The 17,492-nt window shown below is 72.0% G+C and carries 12 protein-coding genes and 1 riboswitch; of the genes, 3 read left to right on the top strand and 9 right to left on the bottom strand.

Going from position 1 to position 17,492, the window contains the following annotated elements; translation table 11 throughout:
• Positions 1-15 precede the first annotated feature (15 nt).
• From OHU74_RS27195 to OHU74_RS27185, 3 genes are all read right to left on the bottom strand, one after another.
• The gene (locus OHU74_RS27195; protein WP_371618278.1) at positions 16-1,221 is read right to left on the bottom strand and encodes an alkaline phosphatase family protein; all 1,206 of its coding nucleotides are present in this window, start codon (positions 1,219-1,221) and stop codon (positions 16-18) included.
• The gene (locus tag OHU74_RS27190) at positions 1,221-1,817 is read right to left on the bottom strand and encodes a DUF5998 family protein (RefSeq protein WP_330298991.1); all 597 of its coding nucleotides are present in this window, start codon (positions 1,815-1,817) and stop codon (positions 1,221-1,223) included. Before OHU74_RS27190 ends, OHU74_RS27195 begins: the two co-directional genes overlap by 1 nt.
• A 112-nt stretch (positions 1,818-1,929) precedes the next feature.
• Entirely contained in the window at positions 1,930-4,767 is a 2,838-nt protein-coding gene (locus OHU74_RS27185; RefSeq protein ID WP_371618277.1) for a GNAT family N-acetyltransferase, read from the bottom strand.
• A gap of 184 nt (positions 4,768-4,951) precedes the next feature.
• Between OHU74_RS27185 and OHU74_RS27180 the strand changes: the two genes are divergently transcribed.
• The gene (locus tag OHU74_RS27180; RefSeq protein ID WP_250746483.1) at positions 4,952-5,233 is read left to right on the top strand and encodes an HPr family phosphocarrier protein; all 282 of its coding nucleotides are present in this window, start codon (positions 4,952-4,954) and stop codon (positions 5,231-5,233) included.
• A gap of 192 nt (positions 5,234-5,425) precedes the next feature.
• Here the strand turns inward: OHU74_RS27180 and OHU74_RS27175 are convergent, their stop codons facing one another.
• The 4 genes from OHU74_RS27175 to OHU74_RS27160 form a co-directional block, all read right to left on the bottom strand.
• Complete coding sequence (locus tag OHU74_RS27175) at positions 5,426-6,091, bottom strand: GntR family transcriptional regulator (protein ID WP_371618276.1); 666 nt, start codon at positions 6,089-6,091, stop codon at positions 5,426-5,428.
• Between the two features lie 184 nt (positions 6,092-6,275).
• Positions 6,276-7,067, bottom strand: coding sequence for a M23 family metallopeptidase (locus OHU74_RS27170; RefSeq protein WP_371618275.1), 792 nt, complete (start codon positions 7,065-7,067; stop codon positions 6,276-6,278).
• Positions 7,068-7,079: 12 nt separating this feature from the next.
• Positions 7,080-7,239: riboswitch (cyclic di-AMP (ydaO/yuaA leader) on the bottom strand.
• 207 nt (positions 7,240-7,446) lie between these two features.
• Positions 7,447-8,814: a M16 family metallopeptidase gene (locus tag OHU74_RS27165; protein ID WP_371619827.1), complete on the bottom strand. Its 1,368-nt coding sequence runs from the start codon at positions 8,812-8,814 to the stop codon at positions 7,447-7,449.
• 20 nt (positions 8,815-8,834) lie between these two features.
• The gene (locus tag OHU74_RS27160) at positions 8,835-10,196 is read right to left on the bottom strand and encodes a M16 family metallopeptidase (protein WP_371618274.1); all 1,362 of its coding nucleotides are present in this window, start codon (positions 10,194-10,196) and stop codon (positions 8,835-8,837) included.
• A gap of 227 nt (positions 10,197-10,423) precedes the next feature.
• Here OHU74_RS27160 and OHU74_RS27155 point away from each other — a divergent pair, with 227 nt between their 5' ends.
• Positions 10,424-12,880: a DNA topoisomerase (ATP-hydrolyzing) subunit A gene (locus OHU74_RS27155; RefSeq protein ID WP_371618273.1), complete on the top strand. Its 2,457-nt coding sequence runs from the start codon at positions 10,424-10,426 to the stop codon at positions 12,878-12,880.
• A 107-nt stretch (positions 12,881-12,987) separates the two neighbouring features.
• Positions 12,988-15,087, top strand: coding sequence for a restriction endonuclease (locus OHU74_RS27150; protein ID WP_371618272.1), 2,100 nt, complete (start codon positions 12,988-12,990; stop codon positions 15,085-15,087).
• Positions 15,088-15,103: 16 nt separating this feature from the next.
• Here OHU74_RS27150 and OHU74_RS27145 read toward each other — a convergent pair whose 3' ends face one another.
• Both OHU74_RS27145 and OHU74_RS27140 read right to left on the bottom strand, forming a co-directional pair.
• A complete protein-coding gene (locus tag OHU74_RS27145) occupies positions 15,104-16,228 on the bottom strand; it encodes a GTP-binding protein (protein WP_371619826.1) in 1,125 nt (374 codons plus the stop codon).
• A 34-nt stretch (positions 16,229-16,262) separates the two neighbouring features.
• Positions 16,263-17,423 carry a citrate synthase gene (locus OHU74_RS27140; RefSeq protein WP_371618271.1) on the bottom strand — a complete coding sequence of 387 codons (1,161 nt, stop codon included), beginning with the start codon at positions 17,421-17,423 and terminating at the stop codon, positions 16,263-16,265.
• Positions 17,424-17,492 lie beyond the last annotated feature (69 nt).

The following is a 17,492-nucleotide window of genomic DNA, read 5'->3' as shown; positions in this document are numbered from 1 at the left end:
GACGGCGGGGAGCCGTCAGGAGCGGATTTCGAGCAGCGGGACGAGCTGCTCGGCCGGGGTCATGGAGCCGTGCATTCCGGCGAGGGCCGATTCGTTGGGCTCGTTGCGGGAGGCGGTGATCGCCACGTCGGCCTGGGCAGCGGCGACGACGTCGCCGATGCGGCCGAGGACGCGCTCGTCGCATTCGCCCGGCGTCCCGAACCAGCCCAGTTCCAGGGCTTCCTCGCGGCTCGCGATCCAGAACCGGTCGCCGAGCACCTCGCGCCACACGGTCAGGACGTCGGCCTCGGCGCCCGGTACGGCGTACACGTGCCGGGCCCGGCCTTCGCCGCCCAGCAGGGCCACGCCCGCGCCGAGTTCCCAGTCGTCGTCGTAGTCGATGCGGGAGTCCTCGTCGAAGGGGACGTCCACCATGCCGTGGTCGGCGGTCACGTACAGCGCGGTGCGGGGCGGGAGTTGCTCGGCGAGGCGCTGGACGAGGCGGTCCACGTACATCAACTGGCCGCGCCAGGCGTCGGAGTCGACTCCGTGCCGGTGGCCTGCCCCGTCGAGTTCGCTGTAGTACGTGTACACGAGCGAGCGGTCACCGGCCGCGAGGCGTTCGGCCGCCAGGTCCATGCGCTCCTCGCCGGTCATCCGGCCGAGGAAGGTGCCGCCGCTCAGCGCGATCTTGGTGAGCGGGGTGGTCTGGAAGGCCGGCGCGGACACCTGTGCGGTGGCGACCCCGGCGGCGTCCGCCTGCTGGAAGACCGTCGGGTACGGCTGCCAGGGCTTGGGCGGGGTCCACGGCTGCCAGCGGAGCTGGTTCATCAGTTCGCCGGTGGCCGGATTGCGCACGGCGTAGCCGGGCAGGCCGTGCCGGGACGGCGGCAGGCCGGTGCCGACGGAGGCGAGCGAGGTGGCGGTGGTCGCCGGGAAGCCCGCGGTGATCGGCCGGCCGGTGCCGCCGCGCGAGCTGCCGAGGAGGGAGGTGAGGTACGGGGCCCACTCCGGGTGGGCCTTGATCTGCTCCCAGCCCATCCCGTCGACCAGGAACACGCAGTTCCGGTCGGCCGGGGTCAGCTCGGCGATCGAGGCCTCGAAGCCCGGTACGCCCTGGCCCGCGACGAGGGTGGGCAGCAGGTCGGCGAGGGAGCCGGAGCCGTACTCCGGGACGGGGGCACCGGCCAGGTCCAGCAGTTCCGGCTCGTCCGCCCAGTTCTGCGCCGCGGCGTACGCCATCAGCGGGCGGGGTTGGACGTGGCCGCCGTGGCCTCGGAGAGCGCCTGCGCGAAGAGCAGGGTCTGGCGCACCGCCTCGGGGCCGTCGCCCGCCTCGCTGACGCGCAGGCTGAGGTCGTCGGCGGTGGAGTTGCCGGTGTACCCGTGGTCGGCGTCGCAGTTCTGGTCCCCGCAGGCGGCGGGCTCCAGGTCGATGCGCGAGACCGCGCCCCAGCCGATGGTCAGGACGACCTCGCGGGGCAGGGTGCCGGGGGTGTAGGACTCGGGGTTGGCCACGACCCGGCTGAGGACCACGGAGGAGATGGTGGCCAGCTTGACCGACTCGGTGGAGGTGGTCGCGTACGGCGAGGGGGAACCGGCGTCGGCGGCCTGCTCGTCGGTGTGGCTCACGATGAACCGGTTGCCGGTCAGGACCAGCACGGTGACGTGCCGGCGCACCTCGTTGGAGTCGAAGGTCGTCTCCTGGTGGACCAGGTACGAGGAGATCGGCTCGCCGCCCACCGCGGCCTCCACGGCCTCGGCCACGAGGGCCGGGTAGTAGCCGCTGCGCTCGATCGCCGTGCGCAGCCCCTGGGTCGTCGTACCGGATTTCGCCATGAGGTCCATCCTAAGGCCCGTTCGGGGCACCCCGGCCGCCCCGGACCGAGCCGGTCCGGAGCTCGGTGGCCGGGCGGGGTCCGGAGCTCGGTGGCCGGGCGGGGTCCGGAGCTCAGTAGCTGGGCAGGGTCCGCGGCCCGAGGTCGCCGCGGGCGGGCGGGTGGGCGACGCGGACGGTGGCGCTGAGGACGCAGAGTCCTTCGGTGGCGACGACCACGGGCTCCAGGTCCACTCCGACCACCTCGGGGTGGTCGTCGACGAGGCGGGAGAGGCGCAGGAGCAGCTCCTCCAGGGCCGTGGTGTCCACGGGGTCGCTCCCGCGCCAGCCGAAGAGGAGCGGGGCGGCGCGGATGGAGCGGATCAGGCCCGCCGCGTCCCGGTCGGTGGCGGGGACCAGCCGGTGGGCGGTGTCGCCCAGCAGTTCGGAGGCGACTCCGGCGAGCCCGAAGGAGAGGACGGCTCCGGCGGCCGGGTCGATGACGGAGCGGATGACGGTGTCCACGCCGCGGGGAACCATGGCCTGGACCACGGGGAGCAGCTCCTGCGGTTTGCCCAGCATGTCGGTGAGCTCCCCGTAGGCCCGGCGCAGGTCGGCCTCGGTGGTGAGGTCGAGGCGTACGCCGCCGAGGTCGGCGCGGTGGCGCAGGTGGGGGGCGGTGGTCTTGAGCGCCACGGGGTAGCCGAGGACCTGGGCGGCGCGGACGGCGGAGTCCGCGCTGGGGGCGGGGAGCGTGGGCGGCACCCGGATCCCGTAGCGGGCGAGCAGCTCGCGGGCGTCGGGGTCCGGGAGCCCCCGCACCTCTGTGTCCCCCACCTGCTCCAGCAGCCGGGAGAGCTGCCCGGCGGCCCCGCTCTCGTCGATGTCCTCGTAATCGGGCACCTGCCCGGCTTCGGCGGTGGCCCGCCGCCACTGCCCGTAGCGCACGGCTTCGGCGAGGGCCTTCACGGCCCGCTCGGCGGCGGGGTAGCTGGGGATCCGGATCCCGTCGCCACCGGGCGCCTGCGCGTCGGCCGGCGCAGCCCCCGGTCCCGCCGGGGCGGGCGGCGCGGGCTCCGGGGTGGCGCCCCGGTAGGGGGAGAGGGCGGGGTGGGGGAAGGTTCCCGCGGGGGCGGTGGCCGCCGAGAGGGCTTCGGCCAGGGCGCCCAGTTCCACGTGGACCACCGCCACCGGCTTGCCGGGATGCTCGGCGACCGCCGCCCGCAGGGCCTCGGCCAGGTCGTCGGCCAGGGTGTGCTCGCTCACCCAGGGGATCGCGGTGACGACGACCGCGTCGTTGTCCGGCGAGGCCAGCGCCGCGGCGACCGAGGCGCGGAAGTCCTCCGGCGAGGCGGCGGTGGTCAGGTCCAGCGGCGCCAGCGGCCGCAGTCCCTCCGTCAGGCACGCGTCGTAGGTGAGCACCCCGAGCGACTCGGAGTTCCCGAGGATCGCCACCCGCGGCCCGGCCGGTACGGGCTGCGAGGCCAGCAGCAGGCCGGCGTCCACCAGCTCGGTGACCGTGTCGACGCGGATCACCCCGGCCTGCCGCAGCAGCTCCGAGACGGTCGACTCGGGCAGCCGGGTGCCGGGGACCACGTGTCCGGCGGGGGTGTGGCGACCGCCCAGGGCGACGACCACCGGCTTGACTGCGGCGGTGCGCCGCGCGAGGCGGGTGAACTTCCTCGGGTTGCCGAGGGTCTCCAGGTACATCAGTGCGACGTCGGTCTCCTCGTCGTCGTACCAGTACTGGAGGATGTCGTTGCCCGAGACGTCCGCCCGGTTCCCGGCGGAGACGAAGGAGGACAGCCCCTCCCCGCGCCGCAGCAGCCCCGAGAGCAGCGCGATGCCGATCGCTCCGGACTGGGTGAACAGGCCGACCCGTCCCCGCGCGGGGGCCGGGGCCGGGGCCAGCGAGGCGTTCAGCCCCACCTCCGGCGCGGTGTTGATCACCCCGAAGGCGTTCGGCCCGATCAGCCGCATCCCGTACGAGCGCACCTGCCGCACCAGTTCGCGCTGGCGGGCGAGGCCTTCGGTCCCGCTCTCGCCGTATCCGGCGGACAGCACCACCAGTCCCTGCACCCCGTGCTCACCGCAGGCCGCCACCGCCTCGGGGACCCGCTCGGCGGGGACCGCGATCACCGCGAGGTCCACCGGGGCCCCGATGTCGCCGACCGCGCGGTAGGCCCGTACGCCGTCCAGCAGGCCGCTGGCGATGCCGGGGGCGCAGGCCTCGTTGACGGCGTAGAGGTGGCCGTGGAAGCCGCTGTCCCGCAGGTTGCGCAGGGCGGCCGCGCCCACTCCCCCGCCGGAGCGGCTGACTCCGATCACCGCCACGGATCCGGGGGCGAGCAGCCGCTGTACGGACCGGGCCTCGGCGCGCTGTTCGCGGGCGCGCTGCACGGCGAGGGATTCGGCGGTGGGTTCGAGGTCGAGGGTGAGGTGGACGGAGCCGTCCTCGAAGCTGCGCTTCTGCTGGTAGCCGACGTCCGTGAACACCTTGATCATCTTGGTGTTGGCGGGCAGCACCTCGGCGGCGAAGCGGCGGATGCCGCGCTCGCGCGCCACCGCGCCGATGTGTTCGAGCAGCGCCGAGGCGACTCCGCGGCCCTGGTGGGCGTCCTGGACGAGGAAGGCAACCTCGGCCTCGTCGGAGGGCCCGGTGGCCGGCCGGCCGTCGGATCCGATCCGGTCGAAGCGGACGGTGCCGATGAACTCTCCGCCGATCGTCGCGGCGAGGCCGACCCGGTCCACGAAGTCGTGGTGCGTGAAGCGGTGCACGTCGCGGTCGGAGAGCCGGGGGTAGGGAGCGAAGAACCGGTAGTACTTGGACTCGTCCGAGACCTGCTCGTAGAAGCTGACCAGCCGGCCCGCGTCGTCGGTGGTGATGGGCCGGATCCGGGCGGTTCCGCCGTCGCGCAGGACGACGTCGGCTTCCCAGTGGTCCGGGTACGAGGGGTCCGACTCGGTGGTCATGGGGCCACCTTAAGGCTCGAACGGTTCGATTGGCCTGGGCGCGGCGCATCGGGCAAGCTGACCCGAATCAGTGCAAGCTGGGGTAGGTCGAACGGCGGGATTTTCGGGCCGAAGGTCGGTCCGACCATTCCGGACGTCATGAGAGACTGGTCTAGACAACCGTAAGAACCTGAAGGGCATCACCATGGCAGAGCGCCGCGTCAACGTCGGCTGGGCCGAGGGCCTGCACGCTCGTCCCGCCTCGATCTTCGTCCGTGCGACGACCGCTTCCGGCGTCCCGGTGACCATCGCGAAGGCCGGCGGCGACCCCGTCAACGCCGCCTCCATGCTGGCGGTCCTGGGCCTGGGCGCCCAGGGCGGCGAGGAGATCGTCCTGTCGTCCGAGGCCGATGGCGCCGAGGCCGCGCTGGACCGCCTCGCGAAGCTGGTCGCCGAGGGCCTCGAGGAGCTCCCCGAGACCGTCTGACCCTTCGGGTTCGACACGCAAGACGTGCACGGCGAAGCCGTTGCCCCCGACCACCGTCGGAGGCAACGGCTTCGCTGCATTTCAGCCGGCCGGAAATGCGCAAGGCGCACCCGGACGTGAATTCACGCGAATTGCGCGACCCGCGATATCCTCGGCGCCATACGGATATCAGACCTTTGTATACGGCGTTTGTTAATGCCGGCCGCTTGCCATGTTTACGGCAGGTTGCAAAGTCCTCACCCTGATCCGGTACGCCCCCGCCGCGCGGTCCACGTGCGCCGCGGTCAGCGTCCGGGCCCGCTCGGCGTCGCCCCGGGCCACCGCGTCCACGATCGCGCCGTGCTCCGCCCAGGACTCCACGGGCCGCGCCGGGGACTCCACCACGTACATCCAGGCCAGCTTGTGGCGCATCTGGGTGAGCAGCGTGATCAGCCCCGGGCTCCCCGACGCCTGGGCGAGCGTCTCGTGGAACCAGCCGCCCAACGAGCGCAGATCCTCCCCCTGCCCCCTCCTGGCCCTCTCCTGCCCCAGCCTGACCAGCCCCCGCAACACCTTGAGGTGGGCCTCGCCACGGCGCCGGGCGGCCCGCGCGGCCGCGAGCGGCTCCAGCAGCATCCGCAGCTCCAGGAGGTCGGCCGCCTCCTGCTCGGTCGGCTCGGCCACGCAGGCGCCCGCGTGCCGGCGGGTGGTCACGAACCCCTCGGACTCCAGCGTGCGCAGTGCCTCGCGCACCGGGACGCGCGAGACTCCGTACCGGCGGGCCAGCACCTCCTCGGTCAGCCGGCCACCGGGCTCGAACACCCCGGAGACGATGTCGTCGCGGATTGCTGTGCATACCGTGTGCGCGGGAATACGCAAGACCGGACCTCCGCCTTTTTCGTATGGCTGTGCGCGCTGCGACTCTATTGCAACACACGATAATTTCCGAGAGCGGTCGGAAATACGAAACATTCACACAACGCGAAGGCCCCGGCTCGGATAGAGCCGGGGCCTTCGGAAAGACGCGTGACGCGGCGGGGCGTCGTGCGGCCTGAGACCTGGGTCAGACGTTGACGCCGTGGGAGCGCAGGTACGCGACCGGGTCGATGTCCGTGCCGTACTCGGCGCCGGTACGGGCCTCGAAGTGCAGGTGCGGGCCGCTGGAGTTGCCGGTGGAGCCCGACAGGCCGATCTGCTGGCCCGGGGTCACCTGCTGGCCGACGGAGACGCTCAGCGAGGTCATGTGGCCGTACTGGGTGTAGGTGCCGTCGGCGTGCTTGATGACGACGTTGTTGCCGTACGCGCCGCCCCAGCCCGCCTCGACCACGGTGCCCAGGCCGACCGCGTGCACCTCGGTGCCGGAGGCGGCGTGGAAGTCGATGCCGGTGTGGCTGCCGGAGGACCACATGCCGCCGCCCGCGTGCCACTGGGTGCTGACGTAGGAGTCCGTGATCGGGGCCACGAAGGTGTTGAGGCGCTTGCGCTCCTCGTCGCGGGCCGCGCGCTCGGCGGCCTCGCGCTCGGCCTTGGCGCGGGCTTCGGCCTTCGCCTTGGCCTCGGCGGCGCGCTGCTTCGCGTCGGCCTCGGCCTGCGCCTTGGCGGCGGCGGCCTCGGCGGCCCGCTGCTGGGAGTGGGCCTGGGCCTGGATCTCGCCGGCGAGTTCGTCGGCCACCACGATGGTGTTCAGGCCGGTGTCCTCGACGGAGGGGGCCTTGTCCGCGGCGAACGCCGGGCCGGCCAGGGAGCCGACGACACCGGTGGTGACGACGGCGGCTATGCCGGCGTAGCCGGCGGTCTTGCGGCTCAGACGGCTGGAACCACGGTGCTTGCCGGCGGCACGACTGCCAAAGGCCATGAAGGGGTTGATCCTTTCCTTCCCTCTCGCCTACCGGGTTAGCTGACGGGTTCGGAGCAGGAAGGTCTCCTACGGGCCACCTCTCACGAGGCGGTCCGATTCACCCCAGGGACACATGTGGGTCCCCGGCTCCCCAGGCTCGCGCCTGACGGGGACTCGGCGATCGCTGTCCGGTGCCGCGGGCGCGGCGGTTACAACTGACGGACAGCACGGCCGACGCTAGGCGGATCATCAGTCAATCGCCAAACAGACACGCCTTTTTGTTGCGTACGCCACACCACATACAAGCAACCACACGACTAAATGGACAAAAGGGGCCCCTGCGGAAATACCGCATGGGGCCCCTCCGGTGGCCGACGAACGGCCGCACACCGTCCGGTCAGTTGGTGACCACGGTCACTTCGCCGATCCCCAGGGCCCGTACGGGCTCCTCGATCTGCGAGGCGTCGCCCACCAGCACCGTGACCAGGCGGTCCACCGGGAAGGCATTGACGACCGCCGAAGTGGCCTCCACCGTGCCCGTTTCGGCGAGCCGCGCGTACAACTGCGCCTGGTAGTCGTCCGGGAGCTCCTGCTCGACCTGGTCGGCGAGGGTGCCCGCGACCGAGGCGGCCGTCTCGAACTTCAGCGGGGCCACGCCCACCAAGTTCTGCACCGCCACGTCCCGTTCGGCGTCGGTCAGGCCGCCCTCGGCGAGGGTGCGCAGCACCTTCCAGAGGTCGTCCAGGGCCGGGCCGGTGTTCGGGGTGTCCACCGAGCCGCTGATGGCGAGCATCGAGGCGCCCTTGCCGTCGGCGGTGGAACGCAGGACCTGGCCGAAGGCGCGCACGCCGTAGGTGTACCCCTTCTCCTCGCGCAGCACCTTGTCCAGGCGCGAGGTGAGGGTGCCGCCCAGGCAGTACGTGCCGAGCACCTGGGGCGCCCAGATCCGGTCGTGCCGGTCCGGTCCGATGCGGCCGATCAGCAGCTGCGTCTGGACGGCTCCGGGCCGGTCCACGATGACCACGCGGCCGCGGTCGTCGGCGGTGATCGCCGCTACCGGGCGGGGCTCGGTGGTGTCACCGGTCCACGTGCCCAGGGTGTCGGCCAGGACGGCGTCCAGGTCGATGCCGGTCAGGTCGCCGACGATCACCGCGGTGGCGGTCGCGGGGCGTACGTGGGCCTCGTAGAAGGCGCGTACGGCCGCGGAGTCGATCCGCGCGACCGTCTCCTCGGTGCCCTGGCGCGGGCGGGAGATCCGCAGGGACTGCGGGAACAGCTCCTTGGAGAGCTGCTTGGCGGCGCGGCGCTGCGGGTTGGCCAGCTCGTGCGGGATCTCGTCGAGCCGGTTGCGCACCAGGCGGTCGACCTCGGCGTCGGTGAAGGCCGGCGCGCGCAGCGCCTCGGCGACCAGTCCCAGCGCCTTGTGCAGGCGGGAGGCCGGAACCTCCAGGGAGACCCGCAGGCCCGGGTGGTCGGCGTGCGCGTCGAGGGTGGCTCCGCAGCGCTCCAGCTCGGCCGCGAACTCCTCGGCCGAATGCTTGTCGGTGCCCTCGGAGAGGGCGCGGGCCATGATGGTGGCCACGCCGTCCAGGCCCTCGGGCTCCGCGTCGAGCGGGGCCGCGAGGTTGATCTCGACCGCGATGACCTGCTGGCCCGGCCGGTGGCAGCGCAGCAGGGTCAGGCCGTTGGCCAGGACCCCGCGGTCGGGGGCCGGGAAGGCCCACGGCTGCGGCTCGCCGGCCTGCGGGCGCGGGTGGAAGGTCATCGTGACGGCTGCGGTGTCGCTCACTGCTCCGCCCCTTCGTTCTCGTCGCTGTTCTCGGCCGGCTCGTCCGTCTCGTCCACCGCGATCGGCTCGTACACGAGCACCGCGCGGTTGTCCGGGCGCAGTCGGGCGGCGGCCACGGCCTGGACCTCCTCGGCGGTGATGTCGAGGACCCGCTGGACGGCGGTCAGCGCCAGCTGCGGGTCGCCGAACAGCACCGCGAAGCGGCACAGTTCGTCCGCGCGGCCGGACACCGTGCTCAGCCGGTCCAGCCATTCGCGCTCCAGCTGGGCCTGCGCGCGCTCCATCTCCTCGGCCGTCGGGCCCTCGGCGGCGAACCGCGCGAGCTCCTCGTCCACGGCCGCCTCGATGGCGGGCACCTCGACCCCGCTGGAGGTCTTGACGTCCAGCCAGCCGAGGGAGGGCGCGCCGGCCAGGCGCAGCATCCCGAACCCCGCCGCGACGGCGGTCTGGTCGCGGCGGACCAGGCGGTTGTGCAGCCGGGAGGAGTCTCCGCTGCCGAGGACGGTCAGCGCCACGTCGGCGGCGTCGCACTCGCGGGTGCCGTCGTGCGGGAGGCGGTAGGCGGCCATCAGCGCACGGGCCGGGACCTCTTCGACGATCTCCTCGCGCAGCTGCTCGCCCATGATGTCGGGGAGCGAGCCGTCGCGCGGCGGCTGCTTGCCGTCGTGGGCGGGGATGGTGCCGAAGTACTTCTCGACCCAGGCGAGCGTCTGCTCGGGGTCGATGTCGCCGACGACCGACAGCACCGCGTTGTTGGGCGCGTAGTACGTACGGAAGAAGGTGCGCGCGTCCTCCAGGGACGCGGCGTCCAGGTCGGCCATCGAGCCGATCGGCGTGTGGTGGTAGGGGTGGCCCTCCGGGTACGCCAGAGCGGTCAGCCGCTCGAAGGCCGTACCGTACGGGACGTTGTCGTAGCGCTGGCGGCGCTCGTTCTTGACGACATCGCGCTGGTTCTCCATGGACTCGTCGTCCAGGGCGGCCAGCAGCGAGCCCATCCGGTCCGCCTCCAGCCACAGCGCGAGCTCCAGCTGGTGCGTCGGCATCGTCTCGAAGTAGTTGGTGCGCTCGAAGCTGGTGGTGCCGTTGAGGGAGCCGCCGGCTCCCTGGACCAGTTCGAAGTGGTCGTTGCCGGACACGTTCTGCGAGCCCTGGAACATCAGGTGCTCGAAGAGGTGAGCAAGGCCGGTACGCCCCTTGACTTCGTGGCGCGAGCCGACGTCGTACCAGAGGCAGACCGCGGCGACCGGGGTCAGGTGGTCCTCGGACAGCACCACGCGCAGGCCGTTGGCCAGCCTGTGCTCGGTCGCTGTGAGGCCGCCGGAGCCGGCCTGGGCTGTGGCCGTGTGACCCATGGGCATGTGGTCCCTTCGATCGCGATGCAGAGATTCCTGTCAGACCTGCCACTGTATGCAAGCGTGTCGTCGACCGGAGAAGTTCCCGGCCCAGTCCTGGGTCGGAGTCGGCGTTGTCGGTGCCTCGGGCCACAATGGTCCGCGTCACCCCTGTCCGAAACCCGGCCAGGCCCACCCGCACACCCCGTGAGAGCTCAGCTCATCCCGATTCTTGGTTAAGGAGCCGCGCAGCGATGGCCCGCCGCAGCACGAAGACCCCGCCGCCGGAGGATTTCGAGGAGAAGATCCTCGACATCGACGTCGTCGACGAAATGCAGGGCTCCTTCCTCGAGTACGCGTACTCGGTGATCTACTCCCGCGCCCTGCCCGACGCACGCGACGGCATGAAGCCGGTACACCGGCGCATCGTCTACCAGATGAACGAGATGGGCCTGCGCCCCGACCGCGGCTACGTCAAGTGCGCGCGCGTCGTCGGCGAGGTCATGGGCAAGCTCCACCCGCATGGAGACGCGTCGATCTACGACGCCCTCGTGCGCATGGCGCAGCCCTTCTCCATGCGTCTCCCGCTGGTCGACGGCCACGGCAACTTCGGCTCGCTCGGCAACGACGACCCGCCGGCCGCGATGCGGTACACCGAGTCCAAGATGGCCGACGCCGCCTCGCTGATGACGGACGGGATCGACGAGAACACCGTCGACTTCGCCGCGAACTACGACGGCCAGGAGCGGGAGCCGGTCGTACTGCCGGCCGCGTATCCGAACCTGCTGGTCAACGGCGCGTCCGGGATCGCGGTCGGCATGGCCACCAACATGGCCCCGCACAACCTGGGCGAGGTCATCGCGGCCGCCCGCCACCTGATCCGCTACCCGGAGGCGGACCTGGAAGCGCTCATGCGCTTCGTACCGGGTCCCGACCTGCCCACCGGCGGCCGGATCGTGGGCCTCGCGGGCATCAAGGACGCCTACGAGAACGGCCGCGGCACCTTCAAGATCCGCTCGACGGTGACCCTGGAGGACGTGACCCCGCGCCGCAAGGGCCTGGTCGTCACCGAACTGCCCTTCACGGTCGGCCCCGAGAAGGTCATCGCGAAGATCAAGGACCTGGTCGGCTCGAAGAAGCTCCAGGGCATCGCGGACGTCAAGGACCTCACCGACCGCTCGCACGGCCTGCGCCTCGTCATCGAGATCAAGAACGGCTTCCACCCCGAGGCCGTGCTGGAGCAGCTGTACAAGCTGACGCCGATGGAGGAGTCCTTCGGCATCAACAACGTCGCGCTGGTCGACGGACAGCCGTTGACGCTGGGCCTCAAGGAGCTCCTCGAGGTCTACCTCGACCACCGCTTCGAGGTCGTGCGGCGCCGCAGCGAGTTCCGCCGGGGCAAGCGGCGCGACCGCCTGCACCTGGTCGAGGGCCTGCTGGTGGCCCTGCTCGACATCGACGAGGTCATCCGGATCATCCGGGACAGCGACAACTCCGCCCAGGCCAAGGAGCGCCTGATGGAGCGCTTCTCCCTGAGCGAGATCCAGACCCAGTACATCCTGGACACCCCGCTGCGCCGGCTCACCCGCTTCGACCGGATCGAGCTGGAGTCCGAGCGCGACCGGCTGACCGGTGAGATCGACGAGTTGACCGGGATCCTGGACTCCGACAACGAGCTGCGCAAGCTGGTCTCCTCGGAGCTGGCCGCGGTGTCGAAGAAGTACGGCACGGAGCGCCGTACGGTGCTGCTGGAGTCCGCCGGAACCCCGGTCGCGGCGGTGCCGCTGGAGGTCGAGGACACCCCGTGCCGGGTGCTGCTGTCCTCCACCGGTCTGCTGGCCCGCACCCCGAACGCCGATCCGCTCCCCGAGGAGGAGGGCGGCGCCCGCGCCAAGCACGACCTGATCGTCTCGCAGGTCGCGGCCACCGCCCGGGCCGACATCGGCGCGGTCACCTCGTACGGGCGGCTCCTGCGGCTTTCGGTGATCGACCTGCCGCAGCTCCCGGACACCCACGCCGCGCCGAACCTGGCGGGCGGCGCCCCGGTCTCGGAGTTCCTCTCCGGGCTGGAGGCCGACGAGAAGGTCGTCTGCCTGACCTCGCTGGACGAATCGGGGCAGGGCCTGGCGCTCGGCACCGAACAGGGCGTGGTCAAGCGGGTCGTGCCGGACTACCCGGCCAACAAGGACGAGCTGGAGGTCATCACCCTCAAAGACGGTGACCGGATCGTCGGAGCGGTCGAGCTGCGCACCGGCGAGGAGGACCTCGTCTTCATCACGGACGACGCCCAGCTGCTGCGCTACCCGGCGGGCCAGGTGCGCCCCCAGGGCCGCCCGGCGGGCGGTATGGCGGGCATCAAGCTCGCCGACAACGCCAAGGTGATCCACTTCTCGGCCGTCGACCCGGCGCGCGACGCCGTGGTGTTCACTGTGGCCGGCTCGCAGGGGACGCTGGACGACTCGCTGCTGTCCGTGAAGCTGACCCCGTTCGACCAGTACCCGCGCAAGGGCCGGGCCACCGGCGGCGTGCGCTGCCAGCGGTTCCTCAAGGGCGAGGACCTGCTGGTCCTGGCCTGGGCGGGCGGCTCCCCGGCCCGCGCGGCGACGGCGAACGGCAGCCCGGCCGCGCTGCCCGCCGTCGATCCGCGACGGGACGGCTCGGGCACCTCGCTGCCGGTCGCGGTGGCGGCGCTGGCGGGGTCCGCACTGTAGGGAGTTCCAGGTCATTCGGGTGGTACGTCCGGGGGACGTACCACCCGAATGGCGACTAGTGTTTTCCCTCTTGGCACTGTCGGGTGGGGCGGGGAGACACAGAACTGATGAGTCGTCGGTCGGACGGATCGATCAGGGACTGGGCCGAAGCCCAGCGCCGGACGCAGCAGATGCAGCTGGTCCGACAACGCGAGGCGGAACACCCCGAGCGACCCTACGAAGGCGGTGGGGTCCGGGGGCAACGGCAACAGCAGGCAGCCGACCGGCAGCACCGCGACGCCGAGGCTCGGCGGCGTTCCGCGCAGCTCGACGCCGAGGTCGAGGCCCTACAGGTCCTGTTGGTCACCGGATGCAGGGCACCGGCGTTCCGAACGGCGGCCATGGTCCGGTCGGAGCAGCTGGAACCGTTCGCCCCGGGAAGCCTGGCGCAGCCGGTGGCGCTCCCGCGCATCGATCAGTTCCAGCACCAGAGCAGCGGCTGGACCCTCGGCTCCGGCCAGCGGGCGCAAGCGGAGCGGGACGCGCACGCGCGGTACACAGCCGCCTGGCAGGCCGCGCAGGCGGCCGAGACCCAGCGGCAGCACCAACTGGCTTCGTACCGGCAGCAGTACGACACCTGGGCGGCGGAGCAGCTCGCCGGGATCCGGGCGCACAACAGCGGACTGGCCGAGCTGGCCGCCGCCTTGCGCGCCGGCGACCCCGAGGCGGTGGTGGAGTACTTCTCGGCCGCCCTGTACGTCTCGACGGCCTGGCCCGAGGCCCTGCCCAGGCAGGTGGCGGCCGCCTACGACCCGGGGGCGCGTCAGCTGGTGCTGGACTGGGAGCTGCCCGGATACACGGTGGTGCCGGAGGCCAGGTCGGTCCAGTACCTGCCGAGCACGGGCCAGTACAGGGTGAAGCCCCGCCCGGCGACGGAGCGGCGGGCGCTGTACCGGGATCTGCTGGCGCAGTGCGTGCTCCTGGTACTGCGCGAGCTGTATGCGGCCGACGAGTTCGGGGTGCTGGACTCGGTCCTGGTGAACGGCTTCGTGGACCGCCCCGATCCCGTGACGGGACAGGAGGCGCAGTTCGTCCTCGCCACGGTGACCGCCGCGCGCACCACGTTCGAGGGACTGCGGCTGGAGCAGGTCAGTGCGGTGGACTGCCTCGTGGAGGGCTTGCGCGGGCAGCTTTCCTCGAAGCCCGACCAACTGACCACGGTGCGTCCAGGGCGTCGGCCCGACGAGGTCGGCACGGTCGTCGGCCACGGTGGGCACGCGGACGGCGGCGAGGAGGAGCCGGACCTCTTCGCGATGGACCCCATCGCCTTCGAGAACCTGGTGGCCGAGCTCTTCCGGGCGATGGGCATGGAGGCGGTGACCACGCAGCGCTCGGGCGACGGCGGCGTGGACGTCGAAGCGCTGGACCCGGCCCCGATCCGGGGCGGGCGGATCGTGGTGCAGGTCAAGCGCTACCGGAACACGGTCCCGCCGACGGCCGTGCGAGACCTGTACGGCACGGTCCAGGACCGGGGGGCGAACAAGGGGGTGCTGGTCACCACGGCGACCTTCGGGCCCGGGTCGTACACCTTTGCCAACGGCAAGCCCCTGGAGTTGGTTCCCGGGGCCGAACTCGTGGAGCTGCTGCACCGGCACGGACTGCGCGGACGCCTCGGCGGGGGCGCGCCCGACGCGGCCCCCGCCCCGGTGCCTGCCCGGCGAACGACCGAAGAGGCGCCCCCCGCCGATCACAACGTGCTCGGCATGTCCTGGACCGGCGCGGTCGCGCTCGACGTGTGCGCACTGGTCTGCGAGGGCAACCGGGTGCTGAGCGAGGAGCACTTCGTGTTCTTCAACAACCCCCGCACCCCGGACGGTTCGGTACGGACACATGCGCACGCGGCGCCCGACAAGGCCGCGCTGCTGGTCGCCTTCGACTCCCTGCCGCTCCCCGCCGACCGGCTGGTCCTCGTGGCAGCGATCGACCCGGAGATCGATCCGGACGCCGACCTCGCGGGCTTCACGGACGCCCGGATCCGGCTACTGGACACCGTCGGCGAGGAGTTGGGCCAGCTGGAGGTATCCGACGGACGCGCCGGTGAAACCGCCCTGGTCCTCGGTTCCTTCCGGCGCCGCCCCAGTGGCGACTGGGACTTCGTCCTCGGCGGCAAGGGCTACCCGGGCGGCCTGGAACCCCTGCTCGGCGACTTCGGCATCGAGGTCGTCTGAGCGGGATCGGCTGCTCTCAGAAGTCCTCGGGGTCGGCGTCCTGCTCCGGTCCGGGTTCCTGCTCCGGTCCGGGTTCCTGCTCCGGTTCCGCCGGGCGGTCCACGTAGCGCAGGACGCCCCACATGGATTCCGGGCGGCCGTGCTGCGGCTGCGCCTCCCGGCACGCCTCCAGCTCGCGGAGCAGGCCCGGGCCGTCCGTGCCCGAGCCGATCAGGACGAGCTGCGTCAGGCGCGGCTCGCCCCGGCCCCAGGGGTGCGGGGAGAAGCGGAGGAACCGGCCGACCGCGTGGACCTCGTAGCGCTCCTGGTGGCCGGGGACGCCGAAGTAGACGAAGCCCTTGATCCGGTAGAGCCCGGCCGGGCGGCGGTCGAGGAACTCGATGAACCGGCGCGGGTCGAGGGCCTGCTCGGACACGAACTCCGTGCTCTCGTAGGCGGCGTGAACGTGGCCCGCGTGGTCGTCCGCGCCGCCGTCGTGGTCGTGCGCCTGGGCCAGTAGGTCCTCGAAGGACAGCTGCCCCCGGGTCTGCTCCCACGGCCGCCGGTCGAAGAGCAGCTCCGGGTCGATCCGCCCGTGGTCCGCGCCGACGACCGGGATGCCCGGCGCGCACAGTCCGCCGAGCACCTCCTCGATCCGGGTCCGTTCGCCCGCGTCCACCCGGTCGGTCTTGTTGAGCAGCACCAGGTCCGCGACGGACAGGTGCCGGTCGGTCTCCGGATGCCTGATGCGGGTCGCGTCGAACTCCGCCGCGTCCACAACCTGCACCATGCCGCCGTAGCGGACGGCCGGATTCTCGTTGGCGACGAGCATCCGGATCATCTCCTGGGGCTCCGCCAGCCCGCTCGCCTCGATGACGATCACGTCGATGCGGTGGACCGGGTCGGCGAGCTTCTCCAGGTAGGCGTCCAGCTCGCTGCCGTCCACCGCACAGCACAGGCAGCCGCCGCCGAGGGAGACCATCGAGTCGCCGAGCTGGCCGGCCACCGACATCGCGTCCACCTCGATGGAGCCGAAGTCGTTGACGACGACCCCGATCCGGGTGCCTCCCCGGTGGGTCAGGAGGTGGTTGAGGACGGTGGTCTTGCCGGATCCGAGGAATCCGGCGAGGACGACGACGGGGATGCTGTTCACCCGGTCGATCGTAGCCAGTGCCGCGTCGGGCGGCGTTCGCCCGTCAGCCGAGGGCCGGGACCGGCTCGGGCGGGGTCGGGCCGGTGTAGCGGGCCGCCGGGCGGATGATCTTCGAGTCGGTGGCCTGTTCGAGGATGTTCGCGCTCCAGCCGACCACCCTGGCCGCGCAGAAGGTCGGGGTGAACATCTCGCGCGGCAGCCCGCACAGCTCCATGACCACGCCCGCGTAGAACTCCACGTTGGTGTGCAGCTCGCGGCCCGGCTTCAGCTCGGCGAGGATCTCCTCCACGTGCCGCTCGACCTCCACGGCGAAGTCCACGAGCGGGCCGCCGAATCCGAGGGCGATCTCGCGCAGCATGCGCGAGCGCGGGTCCTCGGTGCGGTACACGGGGTGTCCGAAGCCCATGATCCGGTCGCCCGCGAGCACCCGCTCGCGGATCCAGGGGTCGATCCGGTCCGCCGTGCCGATGGCGTCGAGGGTGTCCAGGGCCCGGCTGGGGGCGCCGCCGTGCAGGGGGCCGGAGAGCGCGCCGATCGCCCCGGTCAGGCAGGCCGCGACATCGGCTCCGGTGGAGGCGATCACCCGGGCGGTGAAGGTGGACGCGTTGAAGCCGTGGTCGATCGTGGAGATCAGGTACTGCTCGACCGCGCGGGCCTCGACCGGGCCGGGCTCCCGCCCGGTCAGCATGTAGAGGTAGTTGGCGGCGTACGGGAGGTCCTCGCGCGGCTCCACCGGCTCCAGCCCCTGCCCGAGCCGGTGCAGCGCGGTGAGCAGGGTCGGTACGGCGGCGCAGGCGGCCAGCGCGTCGGCGGCCCGGCGCTCGGGGTCGAGGTCGTAGACCGGGCGGAAGCCGGCCGAGGCGCCGAGCAGGGAGAGCGCGGTGCGCAGGCCGGCGAGCGGGCCGGACAGGGCGGTGGCGCGGGCCAGTGCGGGCAGGGCGTCCCGCACCTCGGCGGGGAGCCGGCGCAGCGGGGCGATCTCGGCGGCGAAGGCGGCGCGTTCGGCGGCATCGGCGGGCAGCGCGCCGCGGAACATCAGGTGCCACACGTCCTCGAAGGTGCGGCTCTCGGCGAGCTCGACGGCCGAGTACTGGCGGTAGTGGTAGAAGCCCTCACGGCCTCGGACGTCACCGAGCAGGGTCTCGGTGACCACGACTCCCGCGAGTCCGCGGGGTGCTTCGAAGGGTGCGACGGTGGTGTTCATGGGTCGACCATCGATGATGGACTCAATCACTGTCAATATTGATTCAATCAATATATGTAGGGTGTGCGT

It is taken from the genome of Streptomyces sp. NBC_00454 (assembly GCF_041434015.1).
In the GTDB taxonomy this organism is placed as follows: Bacteria; Actinomycetota; Actinomycetes; order Streptomycetales; family Streptomycetaceae; genus Streptomyces.
This window is presented reverse-complemented; position numbering and strand designations above follow the sequence as displayed.

Bases quoted from the DNA above. Each gene is read 5' to 3' on its own strand.
- OHU74_RS27195 (WP_371618278.1), bottom strand. From the start codon at position 1,221: ATGGCGTACGCCGCGGCGCAGAACTGGGCGGACGAGCCGGAACTGCTG.
- OHU74_RS27190 (WP_330298991.1), bottom strand. From the start codon at position 1,817: ATGGCGAAATCCGGTACGACGACCCAGGGGCTGCGCACGGCGATCGAG.
- OHU74_RS27185 (WP_371618277.1), bottom strand. From the start codon at position 4,767: ATGACCACCGAGTCGGACCCCTCGTACCCGGACCACTGGGAAGCCGAC.
- OHU74_RS27180 (WP_250746483.1), top strand. From the start codon at position 4,952: ATGGCAGAGCGCCGCGTCAACGTCGGCTGGGCCGAGGGCCTGCACGCT.
- OHU74_RS27170 (WP_371618275.1), bottom strand. From the start codon at position 7,067: ATGGCCTTTGGCAGTCGTGCCGCCGGCAAGCACCGTGGTTCCAGCCGT.
- OHU74_RS27165 (WP_371619827.1), bottom strand. From the start codon at position 8,814: ATGACCTTCCACCCGCGCCCGCAGGCCGGCGAGCCGCAGCCGTGGGCC.
- OHU74_RS27160 (WP_371618274.1), bottom strand. From the start codon at position 10,196: ATGCCCATGGGTCACACGGCCACAGCCCAGGCCGGCTCCGGCGGCCTC.
- OHU74_RS27155 (WP_371618273.1), top strand. From the start codon at position 10,424: ATGGCCCGCCGCAGCACGAAGACCCCGCCGCCGGAGGATTTCGAGGAG.
- OHU74_RS27150 (WP_371618272.1), top strand. From the start codon at position 12,988: ATGAGTCGTCGGTCGGACGGATCGATCAGGGACTGGGCCGAAGCCCAG.
- OHU74_RS27140 (WP_371618271.1), bottom strand. From the start codon at position 17,423: ATGAACACCACCGTCGCACCCTTCGAAGCACCCCGCGGACTCGCGGGA.